16 protein-coding genes, 1 tRNA gene and 1 pseudogene are annotated in these 16,500 nt (G+C 57.0%); 9 read left to right on the plus strand and 9 right to left on the minus strand.

Going from position 1 to position 16,500, the window contains the following annotated elements:
* The first annotated feature begins 191 nt into the window (after positions 1-191).
* From coaBC to QHG98_02510, 9 genes are all read left to right on the plus strand, one after another.
* A complete protein-coding gene (gene coaBC, locus QHG98_02470) occupies positions 192-1,430 on the plus strand; it encodes a bifunctional phosphopantothenoylcysteine decarboxylase/phosphopantothenate--cysteine ligase CoaBC (GenBank protein MDH7596595.1) in 1,239 nt (412 codons plus the stop codon).
* Complete coding sequence (locus QHG98_02475; GenBank protein MDH7596596.1) at positions 1,387-2,301, plus strand: pantoate kinase; 915 nt, start codon at positions 1,387-1,389, stop codon at positions 2,299-2,301. Before coaBC ends, QHG98_02475 begins: the two co-directional genes overlap by 44 nt.
* Positions 2,294-3,085, plus strand: coding sequence for a 4-phosphopantoate--beta-alanine ligase (locus tag QHG98_02480; GenBank protein ID MDH7596597.1), 792 nt, complete (start codon positions 2,294-2,296; stop codon positions 3,083-3,085). The genes QHG98_02475 and QHG98_02480 overlap by 8 nt, the downstream gene beginning before the upstream one ends.
* A gap of 193 nt (positions 3,086-3,278) precedes the next feature.
* Positions 3,279-3,470: a hypothetical protein gene (locus tag QHG98_02485; protein ID MDH7596598.1), complete on the plus strand. Its 192-nt coding sequence runs from the start codon at positions 3,279-3,281 to the stop codon at positions 3,468-3,470.
* Positions 3,471-3,506: 36 nt separating this feature from the next.
* Entirely contained in the window at positions 3,507-3,866 is a 360-nt protein-coding gene (gene sepF, locus QHG98_02490; protein ID MDH7596599.1) for a cell division protein SepF, read from the plus strand.
* Positions 3,863-4,438 carry a ZPR1 zinc finger domain-containing protein gene (locus tag QHG98_02495; protein MDH7596600.1) on the plus strand — a complete coding sequence of 192 codons (576 nt, stop codon included), beginning with the start codon at positions 3,863-3,865 and terminating at the stop codon, positions 4,436-4,438. Before sepF ends, QHG98_02495 begins: the two co-directional genes overlap by 4 nt.
* 2 nt (positions 4,439-4,440) lie before the next feature.
* Positions 4,441-5,328: a 2-phospho-L-lactate transferase gene (gene cofD / locus QHG98_02500; protein MDH7596601.1), complete on the plus strand. Its 888-nt coding sequence runs from the start codon at positions 4,441-4,443 to the stop codon at positions 5,326-5,328.
* 133 nt (positions 5,329-5,461) lie between these two features.
* Positions 5,462-6,400, plus strand: a complete 939-nt coding sequence (locus QHG98_02505) for a methanogenesis marker 12 protein (GenBank protein MDH7596602.1) — start codon at positions 5,462-5,464, stop codon at positions 6,398-6,400.
* Positions 6,387-6,629, plus strand: a complete 243-nt coding sequence (locus QHG98_02510; protein MDH7596603.1) for a hypothetical protein — start codon at positions 6,387-6,389, stop codon at positions 6,627-6,629. Before QHG98_02505 ends, QHG98_02510 begins: the two co-directional genes overlap by 14 nt.
* 454 nt (positions 6,630-7,083) lie before the next feature.
* Here QHG98_02510 and gyrA read toward each other — a convergent pair whose 3' ends face one another.
* From gyrA to QHG98_02555, 9 genes and pseudogenes are all read right to left on the minus strand, one after another.
* Positions 7,084-9,474 (minus strand): DNA gyrase subunit A, encoded by a 2,391-nt coding sequence (gene gyrA / locus QHG98_02515; protein ID MDH7596604.1) that lies wholly within the window; start codon positions 9,472-9,474, stop codon positions 7,084-7,086.
* A 4-nt stretch (positions 9,475-9,478) separates the two neighbouring features.
* Positions 9,479-11,365: a DNA topoisomerase (ATP-hydrolyzing) subunit B gene (gene gyrB, locus QHG98_02520; protein ID MDH7596605.1), complete on the minus strand. Its 1,887-nt coding sequence runs from the start codon at positions 11,363-11,365 to the stop codon at positions 9,479-9,481.
* A 116-nt stretch (positions 11,366-11,481) separates the two neighbouring features.
* Positions 11,482-11,754: an OB-fold domain-containing protein gene (locus tag QHG98_02525; protein ID MDH7596606.1), complete on the minus strand. Its 273-nt coding sequence runs from the start codon at positions 11,752-11,754 to the stop codon at positions 11,482-11,484.
* 18 nt (positions 11,755-11,772) lie between these two features.
* Positions 11,773-11,856: pseudogene (locus QHG98_02530) on the minus strand (zinc ribbon domain-containing protein).
* A gap of 37 nt (positions 11,857-11,893) precedes the next feature.
* Positions 11,894-13,057 carry a thiolase domain-containing protein gene (locus tag QHG98_02535; protein MDH7596607.1) on the minus strand — a complete coding sequence of 388 codons (1,164 nt, stop codon included), beginning with the start codon at positions 13,055-13,057 and terminating at the stop codon, positions 11,894-11,896.
* Complete coding sequence (locus QHG98_02540; protein MDH7596608.1) at positions 13,054-14,106, minus strand: hydroxymethylglutaryl-CoA synthase; 1,053 nt, start codon at positions 14,104-14,106, stop codon at positions 13,054-13,056. The genes QHG98_02535 and QHG98_02540 overlap by 4 nt, the downstream gene beginning before the upstream one ends.
* A complete protein-coding gene (locus QHG98_02545; protein ID MDH7596609.1) occupies positions 14,103-14,822 on the minus strand; it encodes a helix-turn-helix domain-containing protein in 720 nt (239 codons plus the stop codon). The genes QHG98_02540 and QHG98_02545 overlap by 4 nt, the downstream gene beginning before the upstream one ends.
* A gap of 86 nt (positions 14,823-14,908) precedes the next feature.
* Positions 14,909-14,994 (minus strand) — tRNA-Gly (locus tag QHG98_02550).
* Positions 14,995-15,150: 156 nt separating this feature from the next.
* The gene (locus tag QHG98_02555) at positions 15,151-16,479 is read right to left on the minus strand and encodes a cyclic 2,3-diphosphoglycerate synthase (protein ID MDH7596610.1); all 1,329 of its coding nucleotides are present in this window, start codon (positions 16,477-16,479) and stop codon (positions 15,151-15,153) included.
* Positions 16,480-16,500 lie beyond the last annotated feature (21 nt).

Here is a 16,500-nt window from a genome sequence, read left to right on the forward strand (position 1 = left end):
TACATAAGGTTTGTGCTCAAAGATTGACGTAAAAGGATCTCAGCACACGATCTCAGGTATCTGACAGCCTGCGGGATGGCTGGGAGACTCTGCAGATATCAGTGGCACCGCATGGCTGGTCGCCGGGTTCTCAGCGGTTCGGGCAGATCTCCTGGGATAATTATTTCTCGATCGACTCAGAGCATCACTTGATGGAGCTTAGCATCTCTGGATCTGTCAGCGATACCCTCTCAGGAAGGACAGTGGCTCTGGGCGTCACAGGGAGCATCGCGGCCGTGAGGGCTGTCGATCTGGTGCGCGACCTGATCAGACGCGGCGCGGATGTGCACTGTGTGATGTCAGAGGCGGCGCAGAGGATACTGCATCCGCAGGCGCTTGAATACGCCAGTGGCAACCCGGTCATCACGGAGATAACCGGCCGCGTCGAGCATGTGGAGCTTTGCGGGATTGAGGGGCGCGCGGATATGCTTCTGATAGCCCCTGCCACAGCGAACACGATAGGAAAGATCGCATGCGGCATAGACGATACGCCGGTCACGACCTTCGCGACCACCGCGATAGGAAGCGGAAAGCCGGTAGCTGTTGTGCCTGCGATGCACGAGGCCATGTACCGTCACCCTGCAGTTGTCGAAAATCTGAACAGGCTGAGATCAATGGGAGTCGTGTGCATAGATCCCAGGATCGAGGAGTCGAAGGCGAAGATCGCGGAAAATGCGAGGATCGTCGCCGAGGTCGAGCGGATTCTGGGGCCGGGAGATCTCAGATCTAGGCGCATTCTCGTGACTAGCGGTGCAACTGCTGAGAGCATCGATCCGATCAGGATAATAACAAACCGCGCCTCAGGAAGGACCGGCGTGGAGATAGCGCGTGAGGCATACAGGCGCGGCGCGGAGGTGACTGTGGTTCACAGGGCCAGGCTGGGGCTGCCCTTTAAGGAGGTACACGTCGAGAGCGCTCAGGATATGCTCGACGCTGTTATGAAAGAGCTCTCCACAGGGTACGACGCCCTTATAGGCGCAGCAGCCGTCGGGGACTTCACCGTGGATGCGGAGCAGAGAAAGATCAAATCAAATGATGAGATCGTCCTGAGGCTCAGGCCTGCCCCGAAGATACTGAGATCTGTACGCTCAGCGCATCCGGATCTCACGATCATAGGGTTCAAGGCCGAGACGTTCGTGAGCGATGAGGATCTGATCAGAAGCGCCCGCGAATCCATGGATGCATCGCGCCTGAATCTCGTGATCGCAAACGATGTGGGTGCAGGCGGGATGGGAACCGACGATAACAGGGTTCTGATTGTAAGAGAGGATGGCTCTCATGCAGAGGTCTCAGGGAAGAAGAGCATAATAGCGAGAAGTGTGATCGATGAGCTTGTGAGGATCATGAATGAGAGAGATCGTGGATGGAGGGAAGCGCGAAAACCGCAGTGAGCGAGATCACCAGGAGAATGTCGCTGACTCGGCGAGGGCCACGGTCCCAGGGCATGTGACCGGATTCTTCGCAGCAAGGCGCGAGGATGATCCTCTTGCGTCCGGCTCCATAGGCTGCGGGTTCACCCTCGGGCTCCTCGCAAGGACCACTGTCAGCGCAGCAGATTCAACCCAGATAATCATCAACGGGCATCCATCTGATGCGCCAGTGAGCAGACACGTTGTTGAATCGCTGGCCCCGTCGCCTGTCAGGGTCGAGACAGAGCTGGATATGATCATGGGCGCTGGATTCGGGGCGAGCGGCGCGGGAGCACTGGGCTGTGCATACGCGCTGAACCAGCTCTTCGAGCTGGGGCTGACGTCAAACCAGGTCGCCTCGGTCGCGCATCGCGCTGAGGTCCTGAGCGGCACAGGCCTCGGGGATGTCATAGCGCAGAACACCGGGGGTCTCGTCATCCGCATAGCGCATGGCGCTCCGGGCCGGGGCGTGGTCGACAGGATTCCGGTTCCGGGAACAAAGGTCTACGCGGTTGTGAGGGGGCCGATCCCAACCAGGGAGGTGCTCATGGATGCGAGCGTGATGAAACGGATCAACGATGCTGGTGAGAGGGCTGTGAAAGAGATCCTCCGCAGGCCGACTCTTGGGGAGTTCATGCGTCTTTCGAGGGGATTCACATGTGAGATAGAGCTGGCGAGCTCATGGGCGCTGGATGCCATGGAGGCAGTTGAATCTGCAGGTGGAATGGCGAGCATGATAATGCTTGGCGACTCTGTTTTCGCAGTGGGGGGAGAGGAGTGCAGGGAGGCGCTTCAGCATTTCGGAGATGTGATCGAGACAGAGATCGTTCATAGGGGGCCTCTGCTTGACTGAGATACCGAAATCGCATCCCAGATACACATCACTCATGACGCGCGAGAGGATAGCTGAGGGCGTGAGGAATGGGATAACAAGCGTCCAGGGTCTGATTGCACAGGGCAGGGGCGAGGCGTTCGATTACATCCTCGGCGAGAGGACGATGATCTCCGCGGATCGGGCAACACTCGCAGCAGCGGCAGCTCTTCTGATCGCGAAGAGGCCGGCGATCAGCGTGAATGGGAATGTCGCAGCTCTTGTCCCGGGAGAGATGGTGGAGCTTGCATCTCTCCTGAATGCACCCCTCGAGGTGAACCTCTTTCACAGGAGTGAGGAGAGGGTGAGGAGGATCGCAGATCTCCTCAGATCGCACGGCGCGCGCCTGGTGCTCGGAGAGAATCCCGACTGCAGGATACCGGGACTGGAGCACAGCCGCGCGCTGGCAACGAGAGGCGGCATATACGATGCGGATGCTGTGCTGATACCCCTTGAGGACGGTGACAGGTGCGAGGCGCTTGTGGGGATGGGGAAGACTGTGATAGCTGTGGACCTCAACCCCCTCTCGAGGACATCGATGAGGGCCAGCATCACGATCGTGGATAACATAACAAGAGCTGTGCCGAATCTTACAAGAAAGATAAGCTCGCTCTCGGGCTCCACCACAGAGTATCTCCAGGCTGTGCTGATGGATTACAGCAACAGGGACACATTGAGGGATGCTCTGCTCGAGATGCGGGAGTATATCACTGCAAGAATGAATGAGCTGGATGGTGCACAGGGATCAGCCGGCAAGCGGATCTGAGAGAGTCCACGAGCAGGTCACGCTCTCGATGAGTGAATATGCTGTCAGAAATCTGCGTGCACCGGCACAAGGATGATCTCGCAGGGTCGCATGCCTCTGAACTCAGTGATGCGATTACGCGGCCCCAAAAGGTCGCTGCTGTATCCCTGGACGCCCGCAAACAATATCTCTGAGATCATCTTGAGATCACATCATGGATAGAAAGCAGCTGGAGATAATAACAAGCACCGGCATGGTTCTGGCGCTGATAGCCATGTTGCTTGCGATACAGCTTGTGCTCCCTGAGAATCTCAGGCCAACCGGTTTCGTCGGGGCCATGGCTCTTTACATAATTCTGATGTCGCTCATCGGACTCCGGCTTGCCGGTGCATGCCAGCAGATCTAAATATAATAATAATCATCACATCCTTGAGGGTTTGAGATGGTGAAGTTCCTTGAAAGACTGATGGGCAGGCCTGCCACAGATGAGTATGTGGAGGTGGACCTGGGCCAGTTCGAGGATGAGCCTGAGAGGCCCAGGGCGTATCTCAGAGTGGCCGAGCTCACGTCTCTCGATGTGCTGCCGGAGATAAAGCAGGAGATACGATCCCGCAATATACTGCTGGTTGATATAGCGCCCATGAAGAGGGACAAGGCATCTCTGGACAGGGCGATAGGCGAGCTGAGGAAGATCGTCGAGGATATGGCTGGAGATATAGCCGGAGTTGGCGACGACCTGGTCGTCGTAGTTCCGAGTGGCATAAGGATCGACAGGGAGAAGGTTGTGGGAGGAAGAGATTGAAGCTCAAGACGAAGGCTAGCTGCCCTATGTGCGGGGCGACGATGGAGTTCAACTGGGAGACGACAGAGCTGCCATACTTCGGGGATGCTCTGATCATCGCAGGTGTATGCGAGTGCGGCTTCAGGCACAGCGATACGATGCTCCTGAGCCAGCGCGAGCCGTACAGGCACACTCTTGTTGTTCGGGAGCTCGATGACCTGAACGCCAGGGTTCTCAGATCCTCCAGCGGCACGATCCACATACCTGAGATCGGCGTGGACATCGAGCCAGGATATGCATCTGAGGCTTACATAACAAATATCGAGGGGGTTCTCGTCAGGGTGAAGGGCATAGTCGAGTTCGCAACGAACGCGGCAAGACAGGCCAGGGATATGGAGAGGACCGCAAAGGGCGAGGAGATCCTCTCGAAGATAGAGATGGCGCTAAGGGGCGAGTTCAGCCTCACGGTGATCCTTGAGGATCCGTTCGGAAACAGCGCAATAATATCGGATCACGTTGTGGCAACACCTCTGTCCATAGAGGAGGCCAGCACTCTGAAGACGGGCATGATAGTTCTCGATCTCTCCGAGTGAGCATGCTGATACTCAGTGGCGGTACCGGCACACCAAAGCTGCTTCGCGGCCTTGCAAGGGTCCTGGATCCTGAGGAGATCACGGTCGTTGTCAACACAGCCGAGGACCTCTGGGTCTCCGGAAACCTGGTCTCCCCCGACCTGGATACTGTCATCTACACGCTCGCGGGTTTGATCGATGAAGAGAGATGGTGGGGCATCAGGGGGGACAGCTTCATCACGCATACCCGTCTGAGAGAACTGGGTGTGAGGGAGAGGCTCGCAATAGGCGATGCCGACAGGGCATTTCATATCCTCAGATCCGATGTCATTCGCAGAGGGGGCACGCTCAGCGATGCCACTGAGGTGATGAGAGAAGCGTTGGGGATCAGGTCAGGGGTATTCCCGATGAGTGATGACAGTGTATCCACAATCATAAAAACACCACTGGGCGAGATGCACTTTCAGGAGTTCTGGGTAGAGAGGCGGGGGGAGCCTGAGGTCCTGGGCGTTCGCTTTGATGGCATCGATGGTGCGAGACCAAGCAGTGGATTCCTCGAGGCCCTCAGAAAAGAGGAGACTGTCATAATCGGACCCAGCAACCCGGTGACAAGCATCGGCCCGATCCTCTCGCTGAAGGGCGTGAGGGATGCGGTCAGGGAGAAGACGACAGTGGCGGTGAGCCCCCTCAATGGCGACAGGCCTTTCAGCGGGCCTGCGGCCAGGTTCATGAGGGCTGTGGGGGTTGAGCCAGACGATGAGGGTGTCATCTCGATTCTGGGAGAGGTGGATCACTTCATGGTATCGAGGAGCAGCAGCTATCCAGGAAGATGCATACGCACTGACATACGCATCGATAGCATGGAGGACAGCATAAGGCTCGCGAAGGAGATAGTGAGGCTCGCAGGATGAGTGCGTCATTCCATCTCAGAGGTTCATGTCGGTCTCAGCACATGTCCGTGCGCGAAACAAATCTTTCGGGAGCAACCGCAGGTCTGCGAATGGTGAGGACCTGCAGGGATCCCTCGCATGAGAAGGAGAGCACATGTTCATAGGCGTCGACCACGGGACGAGAGCGATAAGGTTTGCGAACCATCATGGTGAAGGCATCGCAATACCCAGATCCGAGGCCGGATCCCTCAGGCCGGAGGAGATACTGAAAAGGATTGAGGATCATTTTCGCGGATCTTTCGATCTCGTGGCTCTCTGCTACTCGATGGGCGACGGCATAACGCGCATAACCAGAATACAGGATGCTGAGAACAGGGGGCTCGCAAGGCTCAGCGGCGCTGGGATCGAGGTGGGTGGCGGGAGCAGGGTGTACGAGGCGATGGCGATCTCCGGCTGGCCGGTGGTCCTGCTCCCGGGCATACACAGGGGCTCCAAAATAGACGCCAGGATGAAGGTCTTTTCACATGGAGCAAGCCCTGAGAAGGTCGGTCTCGGGTACTATGTGGTGCGCAGGGGTGTGGAGAATGCTGTGATAGCGGACGCGAGCTCCAACACCGTCACGATCGGCATAAACGATGGGAGGATCGCCGGCGCGATAGATGCACCGATATTCGCCCCAGGGCTGCTTCAGGGGCCGCTGGATGTCGATGCGATAAGAGCTGTTGATGATGGGATGATGACAGCGAATGAGGCATTCTCGCATGGCGGCATCCTAAGAAAAATGAATCTACCGGAGTGTAACGATCTCGCGCTGGAGACCCTGGCGCTCTTCGCAGCTATGGAGATGAGCGCGATGTCTGTTCTTCTCAGAGACCTCGGCGCTGTATCCCCGGATATGTTTCTTGCAGGAGACCCTGCCGCGCGCATCGCCGGGCGTGTCTCTGAGCTTCTGGGCATCGATGTCATCCCTCTGCCATCACTTGCTTCGGCCACTGGCTGCGCCTGGATCGCAGAGGATATATCCTCAGGGATGAGATCCATAATGGGGATAGATGTCGATGAACGTGTTTTCAGACACCATGAGATACGATGAGTGGCATGAGGTCCTTAAAGAGCTCGAGGATATGGCAAGGTCCTCTGAGAGCAGCGTGACGGCGCACTCCCTGCTGCACAGGGTGGAAGCGCTTGCAGAACGTGAGGACGTGCCGCCTGAGCTTGAGGGCAGGCTGGACATGCTTCTGATGGAGCTGACCGAGGCCGCAAGGGATGCATGCACAAACACGAAGTGCCCGCATTACGGAAAAAGATGCAGGATGCGGTAACCGGGCCGTACGGCGTTCATCCCCACCGCTGAAGATGGCGGGCCCAAGGTTTGCTTTTCCATGTATCCTGTAAATACAGACGCGGGCTGAAAATCCCGCGGGATTTGAGTTACAGGGTCTACCTGACACCTGACCGGCTGTCGGACCACTTGTTCGATATCCATGGCAGCGCAACGACCAGGACTCCGAATATCACCACAACAAGCACATGATCCATGATGCTCATCGATGTCACCTCCCGAGAGACAGAGCTGTACACCCTGCGATCCACTAGAACTTAAACCTTTTGACATGATTGACAACTTCTTCAGAGATTGTTTAGCATAGCAAAGACGATCTATCATTATTAATAATGATTTTGATAACCATCCGCTGGACAGCCTGCTGGCTCACATCCTCTGGCGGGATGTTCTGCGGGCTCTGCACAAGGGGGATTTCAGCGATCAGACAGCCCTCAATCGACCCTTGCCACATCCGATATCTCGTCCCCTGGCTTTACGTCCATGATCTTCACGCCCTGTGTTGCCCTTCCCTGCACCCTCACATCAGATGCGGCTATTCTGATCATAACACCCTCCTTTGTGGTCACCAGGAGACCGTCGTCGTCGGACACAGTTATCGCGGCCACCACATCCCCTCTTCGCGCATCTATGTTCTTGACCCCCTTGCCGCCGCGCCTCTGGAGCGGATACTCTCTCAGGTCCGTCCTCTTTCCGTATCCCTGAGTGGTTATGGTGAAGAGCGTCTCTCCCTCTTTTACCACATCCATGGAGATCAGCTCATCCCCCTCGGAGAGGTTAATCGCCTTCACCCCCATCGATCCCCTCCCGCTCGCTCGCACATCTCTCTCGTGGAACCTTATCGCCTTTCCCTTCTTTGTGGCGACGATCAGCTCCCTCGAGCCGTCTGTGAGCCTGGCGGCCACAAGAGAGTCGCCGCGGAGGTTGACTGCCTTGATCCCGCCCCTTCTTGGATTGCTGAACGCCCTTATTGGGGTCTTCACGATGCTGCCCATGCGCGTAGCGAGCACGATGTAACCCTCGGTGCTGAAGCTCTCAACGGGTATCGCCTCGGTGATCCTCTCGTTCTCCTCCAGCTGCAGCAGGCTCGCTATCGATCTGCCTCTGGATACCTTGGATGCCATGGGTATCTCATAGACCCTGAGCCAGTGCGCCTTACCCCTGTCTGTGAAGATCAGAAGGTAATCCAGCGTCGATGCTGTGAATATGTCTGTGACGAAATCCTCGCTCTTAGTCTCGGCCCCGATGCTGCCCTTTCCCCCTCTCCTCTGCATTCTGTACACAGATAGAGGCTGGCGTTTGATGTAGCCGTTGTTTGTTATTATCACCGCTACCTCTTCCTCCTGGATGAGATCCTCGGGCCTCACGGACTCCACAGACTCCACTATCTCGGTCCTTCTGTCATCGCCGTAGCTCTCAGCGAGCTCTCTCAGTTCATTCTTGATGATATCGAGTACCTCAGCCCTGCTTGCGAGTATTCCCTTCAATTTTGCGATTGTTGCCTCCAGCTCTCTGGCCTCTGATGCGATCTTCTCCTGCTCAAGGCCTGTGAGCCTCTGCAGCCTCATATCCAGAATTGCCCTTGCCTGCTCCTCGCTGAGCCCGAACCGCTCCATGAGCAGATCCCTGGCCTCTGAAGGGGAGGGCGAGCCCCTGATCAGTGCTATGACATCATCTATGTTCCTGAGGGCTATCAGAATTCCCGCGAGTATGTGCGCTCTTTTCTCCGCCTGGTCGAGCTCGAAGCGGGTCCTTCTCTCGATCACCTCAGCCCTGTAGTTGATGTAGTGCTCCAGGGTCTCCTTCAGCGTCAGGGTCCTGGGCTGGCCGTCGACGAGGACGAGGTTGATTATGCCGTATGTTGTCTCGAGCTGTGTGTGCTTGTGAAGCTGATTGAGCACGACCTGGGGATTCGCGCCATGCTTCAGCTCCACGACCAGCCTTATCCCCTCCCGATCAGACTCATCCCTGATCTCCGAGATCCCATCCACCCTTCCCGTCTTGACGAGCTCCGCAATGTCCTCCACGACCTTGGCCTTGTTGACCTGATATGGGAGCTCTGTGAATACTATCCTGGAGCCCCTTCGCCCCTCCTCTATCTCGGATCTGGCTCTGATCGTTATCGTGCCTCTTCCTGTGGCATAAGCGCTCTCTATGCCGCTTTTTCCCACTATGTATCCTCCGGTGGGAAAATCCGGGCCCCGGATGAAGTTCATAAGATCTGCCACAGAGGCATCGGGGTTCTCGATCAGATGGATCAGCGCATATACAACCTCCCGGAGGTTGTGGGGCGGTATGTTCGTCGCCATTCCAACAGCGATTCCTGTGGATCCGTTGACGAGCAGGTTGGGAAGCCGGGATGGCAGCACCGTCGGCTCCTTCATAGAGCCATCGTAGTTGGGCACGAAATCCACGGTGTCCTTCTCGATATCCGCGAGCATCTCGCCCGCGATTCTCGAGAGCCGGACCTCTGTGTATCTCATCGCAGCAGGCGGATCTCCGTCGACTGAGCCGAAGTTTCCCTGGCCATCGATCAGGGTGTAGCGCATCGAGAAGTCCTGGGCCATCCTGACCATGGTGTCGTAGATCGCTGCGTCTCCATGCGGGTGGTACTTACCCATGACATCGCCGACGATGCGGGCGGACTTCTTGTAGGGCTGGTCGAATGTCACGCCCTGCTCGTACATGGCGTAGAGGATGCGTCTGTGTACAGGCTTCAGGCCATCCCTGACATCGGGAAGCGCCCGCCCGACGATCACGCTCATCGCGTAATCTATGTAGGAGGATTTCATCTCCTCTGTTACATCGACGTCTATCTCTGCCATTCGATCACACGTCCAGGTTTCGCACTTCTCTCGCGTGCGTCTCTATGAAGATCCTTCTCGGTTCAACCTGCTCTCCCATCAGTATGGAGAAGATCTCATCAGCCTCGACAGCATCCTTCAGCGTCACCCTGAGAAGAGTTCTCTTCTCCGGATCCATTGTGGTCTCCCAGAGCTGCTCCGGGTTCATCTCGCCCAGACCCTTGTACCTCTGGACCACAGCCTTTCCATCTTCCAGGAGCTTCGCAAGCTCCTCATCCGAGTATGCATACCTTACGCTCTTCCCCCTTCTGACCTGATACAGCGGCGGCTGGGCGATGTACACATAACCTGCCTCTATCAGGGGCTGCATGTATCTGTAAAAGAATGTGAGCAGGAGGGTGCGTATGTGTGAGCCATCCACATCAGCATCCGTCATGATGATTATCTTGTGGTATCTTGCCTTTTTTATATCGAAATCATCGCCTATTCCGGTGCCGAGAGCTGTTATGAGGTTCCTGATCTCCTCGTTCTTGAGCATCTTGTCGAGCCTTGCGCGCTCAACGTTCAGTATCTTGCCCCGGAGGGGCAGAACTGCCTGGAAGTGTCTGTTCCTGCCCTGCTTCGCAGAACCGCCTGCTGACTCTCCCTCGACGATGTAAAGCTCGCTCTTGGCGGGATCGCTCTCCACGCAGTCTGCGAGCTTTCCTGGGAGTCCTGATGATGTCAGCGCGGTCTTACGCCGCGTCAGCTCTTTTGCCTTCCTGGCTGCCTCGCGGGCGCGCATCGCCTCTGTCGCCTTCTCGACTATCGCCTCTGCAATCTGCGGATTCAGCTCGAAGTACTCCATCAGGCCCTCAGAGACGAGGGATTCGACGAGGCCGCGAACCGTGCTGTTCCCCAGCCTGGTCTTTGTCTGGCCCTCGAACTGCGGATCGGGAAGCCGGACGCTGACCACAGCGACCAGCCCCTCCCTCAGGTCGTCCCCTGTGAGCTTTGCCTCCCCCTTCAGAAGCTTCTTCTCCCTGGCGAAATCGTTTACAGTCTTTGTCAGCGCTGCCCTGAATCCGGAGAGATGCGTTCCTCCTTCCCGGGTGTTGATGTTGTTCGCGAAGGTGAACACAGACTCGTTGTAGCTCGTGTTGTACTGCATCGCCACCTCCACCGATACACCATCCCTCACCCTGGAGAAGTAGATCGGGTTCGGGTGCAGCACCTCCCTGGATTTGTTCAGGTACTGGACAAAGGAGACTATGCCACCGTCATACTGGAACGTTTTGCTCCTGCCGGATCTCTCATCTGCTATGCTGATCCTGAGACCTCTGTTCAGAAATGCGAGCTCTCTCATGCGCGATGAGAGAACATCAAAGCTGAAATCCGTGACCTCGAAAATCTCGGGATCAGGCTTGAACCTCACTGTGGTTCCGGTATTCTCAGAGACACCTGTGACCTGGAGATCTGATACAGGCCTGCCGCGCTCGTATCTCTGTCTGTAAACCCTTCCATCCCGGCTGACCTCAACCTCGAGCCACTCTGAGAGGGCGTTGACGACGGAAACCCCGACGCCATGCAGCCCGCCGGAGACCTGATAGGTATCGTGGTCGAACTTTCCGCCAGCGTGGAGCACGGTCATGACTATCTCCAAAGCAGGCCTGTTGTACTGCGGATGGATGTCTACAGGAATTCCACGACCGTCATCCTTCACCGAGACAGAGCCGTCTCCATGGATGACTACGGATATCTCCTTGCAGTAACCGGCCATCGCCTCGTCAACGCTGTTGTCGACCACCTCGTAAACAAGGTGATGAAGGCCCAGCGCATCTGTGGAGCCTATGTACATTGAGGGCCTGTGCCTCACGGCTTCCAGGCCCTCCATCACCTTGATATGACTGGCATCATATGTCGTATCGTTCAAAACCGCCGAATCCCCCTGAAAGCTGAACCAGAGCCTCTATGGGCTTCTACAATAAGTATCTAATCCCGGACGGGAGTAGCTTGCCTGGTAGGTACCGCTCATGAAAACAGCCATCTCTAAGGGGCATCGGCTTCAGGAGCGAACTTTGTTCCGTAGTAGATTATGCCCCTCTCCCCCTCCTTTCCGAGTATCCTGAAAACAGGCCTGACCCGCATGCCTATTTTCATGCTCTCAGGCGAGCAAACGACCTGTCCTGTGAGCTTGGGTCCCTCGTCAAGCTGGATAATCGCGAGGTTGTACGGAGTGAGCCTCTCGAAGTCCTCTGTCGCGCTGTATATTGTCGTGTATGTGATCACAGTGCCGGTCCCCCTGAACCTGTAATCCTCCATCTGGCCCGTCCTCCTGCAGTTAGGGCAGAGGGTCCTTGGGGGGAAGTAGTACTCACCGCAGCTCTTGCAGTGCGTTCCTATCAGGTTGTACCTCTGGGGTATGCACCTCCAGAACCTCGGAGCATTTGTCGTCGTGGTATCACCTCGAGAGTATGTGAACCAGTGCGGTTCCTCCGGAGCCGCCGACGTTGTGCGTCAGGCCGACCTCAGCATCATCCACCTGACGCCTGCCAGCCTCGCCTCTCAGCTGGAGCACGATCTCGTACGCCTGCTTTATGCCCGTGGCGCCCACAGGATGGCCGCATGCCTTCAACCCGCCGGATGTGTTGACTGCAATATCCCCTCCAATGGAGGTTCTCCCCTCCTCTGTTGCCTTCCCCCCTTCTCCCTTCGGGAAGAAACCGAGATCCTCGATGGCCAGGATCTCTCCTATGGTGAAGCAGTCGTGGACCTCTGCCACATTGATGTCCTGAGGGTTTAACCGCGCCTGAGCGAATGCCTTCTTCGCTGCGTAGACCGTCGCGTCCAGCGTTGTTATGTCTCTCCGGTCGTGGAGCGCGAGGCTGTCGCTCGCCTGCGCGCTTGCCAGGATCCTGATGGGCGTGTCGCAGTATCTGGATGCGATATCTGAGGGCGCGAGAACAACCGCAGCCGCTCCGTCAGTTATCGGCGAGCAGTCCAGGACCCTGAGAGGATCGGCGACCAGCGGGGAGTTTATGACATCGTCCACTTTTATCTCCGTATGGTACTGAGCAATCGGATTCATGTGGCCGTGGTGGTGGTTCTTCACAGCCACCTGCGCGAGCTGCTCTCTCGTCGTGCCGTATATTCGCATGTGAAGCCTTGCGATCATCGCATAAAGCGCCGGAAATGTCGCGCCGAAGAAGCACTCCCACTCCCTGTCTGCAGCTGCTGCAAGAGCATCCGCAGCTATGCCACTTGATACATCGGTCATCTTCTCAACGCCGGCTGCTATGACTATGTCCGCATAGCCGCTGGCGACCGCCAGGAACGCCTCGCGGAGTGCAAGGCCGCCGGATGCGCATGCCGCCTCGACCCTGGTCGATGGTATGTGCAGCCGCGAGAGGCCTGCATAGTCCGCTATCAGAGCGCCTATGTGCTCCTGCTCCACGAACCTGCCGCCGCTCATGTTTCCAACGTAGAGAGCGTCTATGGCCTCGCCTGTGACACCAGCGTCCTCTATCGCGGCTATGCCTGTTTCCACGACCAGATCGCGCAGTGAGCTGTCCCAGCGCTCACCGAACCGCGTGCAACCGACCCCGATGATTGATACAGCCCTCATAGTCTGAGCTTCCCCTTGTGCTTCGCGTATCTCGCGTAGTCGATGTACTCCGCTATTGCTATGTAATCCCTCACGCTCGGGGCTCGATCCCTGATATCGTTTATCCTCTCAGTGACCCTGATGCTGAATGCATCGCTCCCCGCGCCGGATCCGAAGCTGGTGACGAATATGCTCTCACCTGGTTTCGCCTGGTCGAGTGTCGCTGCCAGGCCGATCAGCGTCGAGCCGGAGTAGGTGTTTCCTATGAGCGGCACCACAAGCCCTGGAGCGATCTGCTCCTTTGTGAATCCGAGCTTTGCCGCGACCCTTACCGGGAACTTTCCGTTGGGCTGGTGGAAGACAGCATAATCGTAATCCTCCGGTCTTCTCCCCAGCATCTCCATGAGCCCCCTGGCGGCAGAGGTCACGTGCTTGAAGTATGCCGGCTCCCCTGTAAACCTCCCGCCGTGCTCTGGATACGGCATGCCCTCCCTGCGCCAGAAATCCGGGGTATCGGTGGTGAATGAGTATGTGCCCTCTATCTCCGCGATGAGATCCCCGGCACCCACAACATATGCTGCCCCACCCGCAGCTGCAGTGTACTCCAGAGCATCACCCGGGGCGCCCTGGCTCACGTCTGCGCCTATGGCCAGCCCCAGGTCGATCATGCCTGACCTGACCAGACCCAGGCATGCCTGGATGGCCGCGGTGCCTGCCTTGCAGGCGAACTCCATATCAGCAACGGTATGAGAATGAGAGCATCCGATCGCCTCGCCGACGATGGTGCCGGTCGGCTTCACAGCATATGGGTGGCTTTCGGAGCCTGTGTAGATGGCGCCTATCCTGCGTGGATCGATATTCGCCCTGGATACCGCATTTCTGGCGGCCTCAACAGCGATGGTGGCGGTATCTTCGTCCAGGTCGGGAACCGCCTTCTCGTAGACGTTGAGTCCCCGCGCGACATCCTCCACCTCTCCCCAGACCCTGGCAATCTCATCGACCTTTATCCTGTACCTCGGAATGTAAACACCGTAGCTGACTATACCGACGCCCAAGTGATCCCCTCTCATATCCTGCTCAGGCTGCTGGATAGCTCCTCTGGCGATAGCAGCGTGGTAAGAAGGGGTATGTTCTCCACCCTTGCGATCTTCACAGCTACCGGATCCACGCGCTCAGCCTCTATGCCCTGGAGTATGACCGCGCCTGGTTTCAGGTTTGACACCCGTATCGCGACCAGCGGCGATCTCCCCCTTGTGACACCTGTGAATATAAGCGCTCTGGCAGTGCTTCGGCCGTAGATCTTGTAGAACTGCTCGGGCAGAAGCTCCAGTATCGCCTTTATGCTATCGATTATCGTGTAGCCGTTGATCTGCACATCCGTGCTCCCGCATATAAGCGTCGCATCTATCTCTGCCATGAACTCCGCAAGCGTGACCGGCCTGGCATACTCGCAGACAGAGCATATCGCGCTCAGTCCGACCATGTCGCCGAACATGCTCTCGTATGCGCGCAGCACATTGCATCCTCTCAGCTCATCAATCTTGAGAAGCGCATCGATGATCTTGCTGACTATCAGTATGCCTGGTGATCGTCGTCTTCCGCTCTCGTAATCGCTTATCACGCTCGGTGATATGCCCAGGTAGTTCGAGAGCTCTGTCTGGCTTATCCCGAAGTTCCGGCGCCACTTTCTGAGGGTCTCGCCAGGGTTCTGGGAAAGCGTGATCTCGCCGGCGATCTTCTCGGCCAGCAAGCCCCTGATGTTTGAGAACTCCCCCTCAGAATTCATGCCAGTTAACTCGAGCAACTAGAATATAAAGATGGCGAAATGTCGTTCGTCATTTAACGAAAGTGGGAGGGGACATAAAAGAGAGATGCGCCGACCGGGATTCGAACCCGGGTTGTAGGCTTTCTTCGGGATGCTTGGAAGGCCCAAGTCATAACCGCTAGACCATCGGCGCGCCCGCCATTCTGTCTCATGCCAGACTTTTAATGCTTTCGATTGAGCACGCCCGGATTGCCTGGTCCCACTGGTTGCTTCCTGCGCTTACAGAATTCCCAGTGACGCGCTCTTCCAGGCACCTCTGGTCACTCGCGTGGAGAATTCGGCATGCGCTTTACACAGGCACTCCCATCCGGTTCAGGTGTTTGCGTATCGCGTCAGCGAGCATGTTCTCGGGATCGATGAGCTCGTACCTGACAGAGGTCGATGGTTTGTTTATGCTCATCACGCGGCGCAGGTCGACCGGCGTGGCGATGACCACTGCGTCACAGTCGCATCTGTTTATGCTCTCCTCGAGCTCTTTCATCTGCTCCGGGTAATAGCCGAGCGCGGGAAGGGCATCCTTGATGTGACCGTACCTCTCGAGCGTCTCACGGATACTTCCGACGGCGAACGGCCTGGGATCCACGATCTCCGATGCGCCGCAGATCTCCGCTGCGATCCTGCCGGCCCCTGATGGCATCCCTCCATGTGTCAGCGTGGGGCCGTCCTCGATCACGAGAACCCTCCTGCCCTTTATGAGATCCGGGTCCTGGACGCTTATGGCAGAGGCTGCTCTGAGCACCCTGGCCCTGGGGTTGAGCCGTGCAGCGTTGCTCTCTATGGATGCAGCAGCATCCTCAGGAGCTGTGTTCACCTTGTTTATCACGATGATATCAGCGCATCTGAAGTTGACGCTTCCAGGGTGGTATGTGAGCTCGTGCCCGGGGCGCATCGCGTCCGCCACAGTGATCCAGAGGTCAGGTTTTACAAAAGGAAGATCGTTGTTTCCGCCATCCCAGACTATGATATCTGCTTCTCTCTCAGCCGCCCTGAGAACCATCTCGCAGTCAACGCCAGAATAAACAGCTGTGCCCATCCTGATATGAGACTCGAACTCCTCGCGCTCCTCTATCGTCATGCCGGCTGAATCCAGCTCGTCGAGAGATGAGTACCTCCTGACCGCTTCTTCCAGCAGATCTCTGTACGGCATGGGGTGGCGGATCACCACAGGGTTCAGGCCAGAAGATCTCAGCTGATTTACGATGTACCTGGCGGTCTGGCTCTTTCCTGCACCCGTCCTCACCGCACAGACGGCAACAACCGGTTTTGATGAGCGGAGCATCGTCCTCTGGCCCACAAGCTCAAAATCCGCGCCGCAGGAGAGCACCCTGGCTGCGATCTCCATGACCTCCTGGTTGCTCAGATCGCTGTATGCGAGAACGCATCTATCGACGTCCATCTCTCCGATCAGCCTCTCGAGATCGCTCTCAGGGAAGATGGGTATTCCATCAGGATACAGTGGACCCGCGAGTTCAGATGGATACAGGCGAAATGCGATGTTCGGTATCTGGGCGGCCGTGAACGCCACAACCAGATGCTCAGGATCGGAGCGGTATAGCACATTGAAGTTATGGAAGTCCCGCCCTGCAGCCCCCAGGATCAGGACCCTCTCTCTGGGCATGATTTTTCTTGGGATGAACCA

Origin of the sequence: Methanothrix sp. (genome assembly GCA_029907715.1) — an archaeon.
Lineage (GTDB): Archaea > Halobacteriota > Methanosarcinia > Methanotrichales > Methanotrichaceae > Methanothrix_B.

What these genes read in the sequence shown, in the direction of transcription:
- QHG98_02540 (MDH7596608.1), bottom strand. Translation starts at nt 14,106, where the DNA reads ATGAGAGGGGATCACTTGGGCGTCGGTATAGTCAGCTACGGTGTTTAC.
- QHG98_02545 (MDH7596609.1), bottom strand. Translation starts at nt 14,822, where the DNA reads ATGAATTCTGAGGGGGAGTTCTCAAACATCAGGGGCTTGCTGGCCGAG.
- QHG98_02510 (MDH7596603.1), top strand. Translation starts at nt 6,387, where the DNA reads ATGAGATACGATGAGTGGCATGAGGTCCTTAAAGAGCTCGAGGATATG.
- QHG98_02475 (MDH7596596.1), top strand. Translation starts at nt 1,387, where the DNA reads ATGAGAGAGATCGTGGATGGAGGGAAGCGCGAAAACCGCAGTGAGCGA.
- QHG98_02505 (MDH7596602.1), top strand. Translation starts at nt 5,462, where the DNA reads ATGTTCATAGGCGTCGACCACGGGACGAGAGCGATAAGGTTTGCGAAC.
- QHG98_02485 (MDH7596598.1), top strand. Translation starts at nt 3,279, where the DNA reads ATGGATAGAAAGCAGCTGGAGATAATAACAAGCACCGGCATGGTTCTG.
- QHG98_02555 (MDH7596610.1), bottom strand. Translation starts at nt 16,479, where the DNA reads ATGCCCAGAGAGAGGGTCCTGATCCTGGGGGCTGCAGGGCGGGACTTC.
- cofD (MDH7596601.1), top strand. Translation starts at nt 4,441, where the DNA reads ATGCTGATACTCAGTGGCGGTACCGGCACACCAAAGCTGCTTCGCGGC.
- QHG98_02535 (MDH7596607.1), bottom strand. Translation starts at nt 13,057, where the DNA reads ATGAGGGCTGTATCAATCATCGGGGTCGGTTGCACGCGGTTCGGTGAG.
- coaBC (MDH7596595.1), top strand. Translation starts at nt 192, where the DNA reads ATGGAGCTTAGCATCTCTGGATCTGTCAGCGATACCCTCTCAGGAAGG.
- QHG98_02525 (MDH7596606.1), bottom strand. Translation starts at nt 11,754, where the DNA reads ATGGAGGATTACAGGTTCAGGGGGACCGGCACTGTGATCACATACACG.
- gyrA (MDH7596604.1), bottom strand. Translation starts at nt 9,474, where the DNA reads ATGGCAGAGATAGACGTCGATGTAACAGAGGAGATGAAATCCTCCTAC.
- sepF (MDH7596599.1), top strand. Translation starts at nt 3,507, where the DNA reads ATGGTGAAGTTCCTTGAAAGACTGATGGGCAGGCCTGCCACAGATGAG.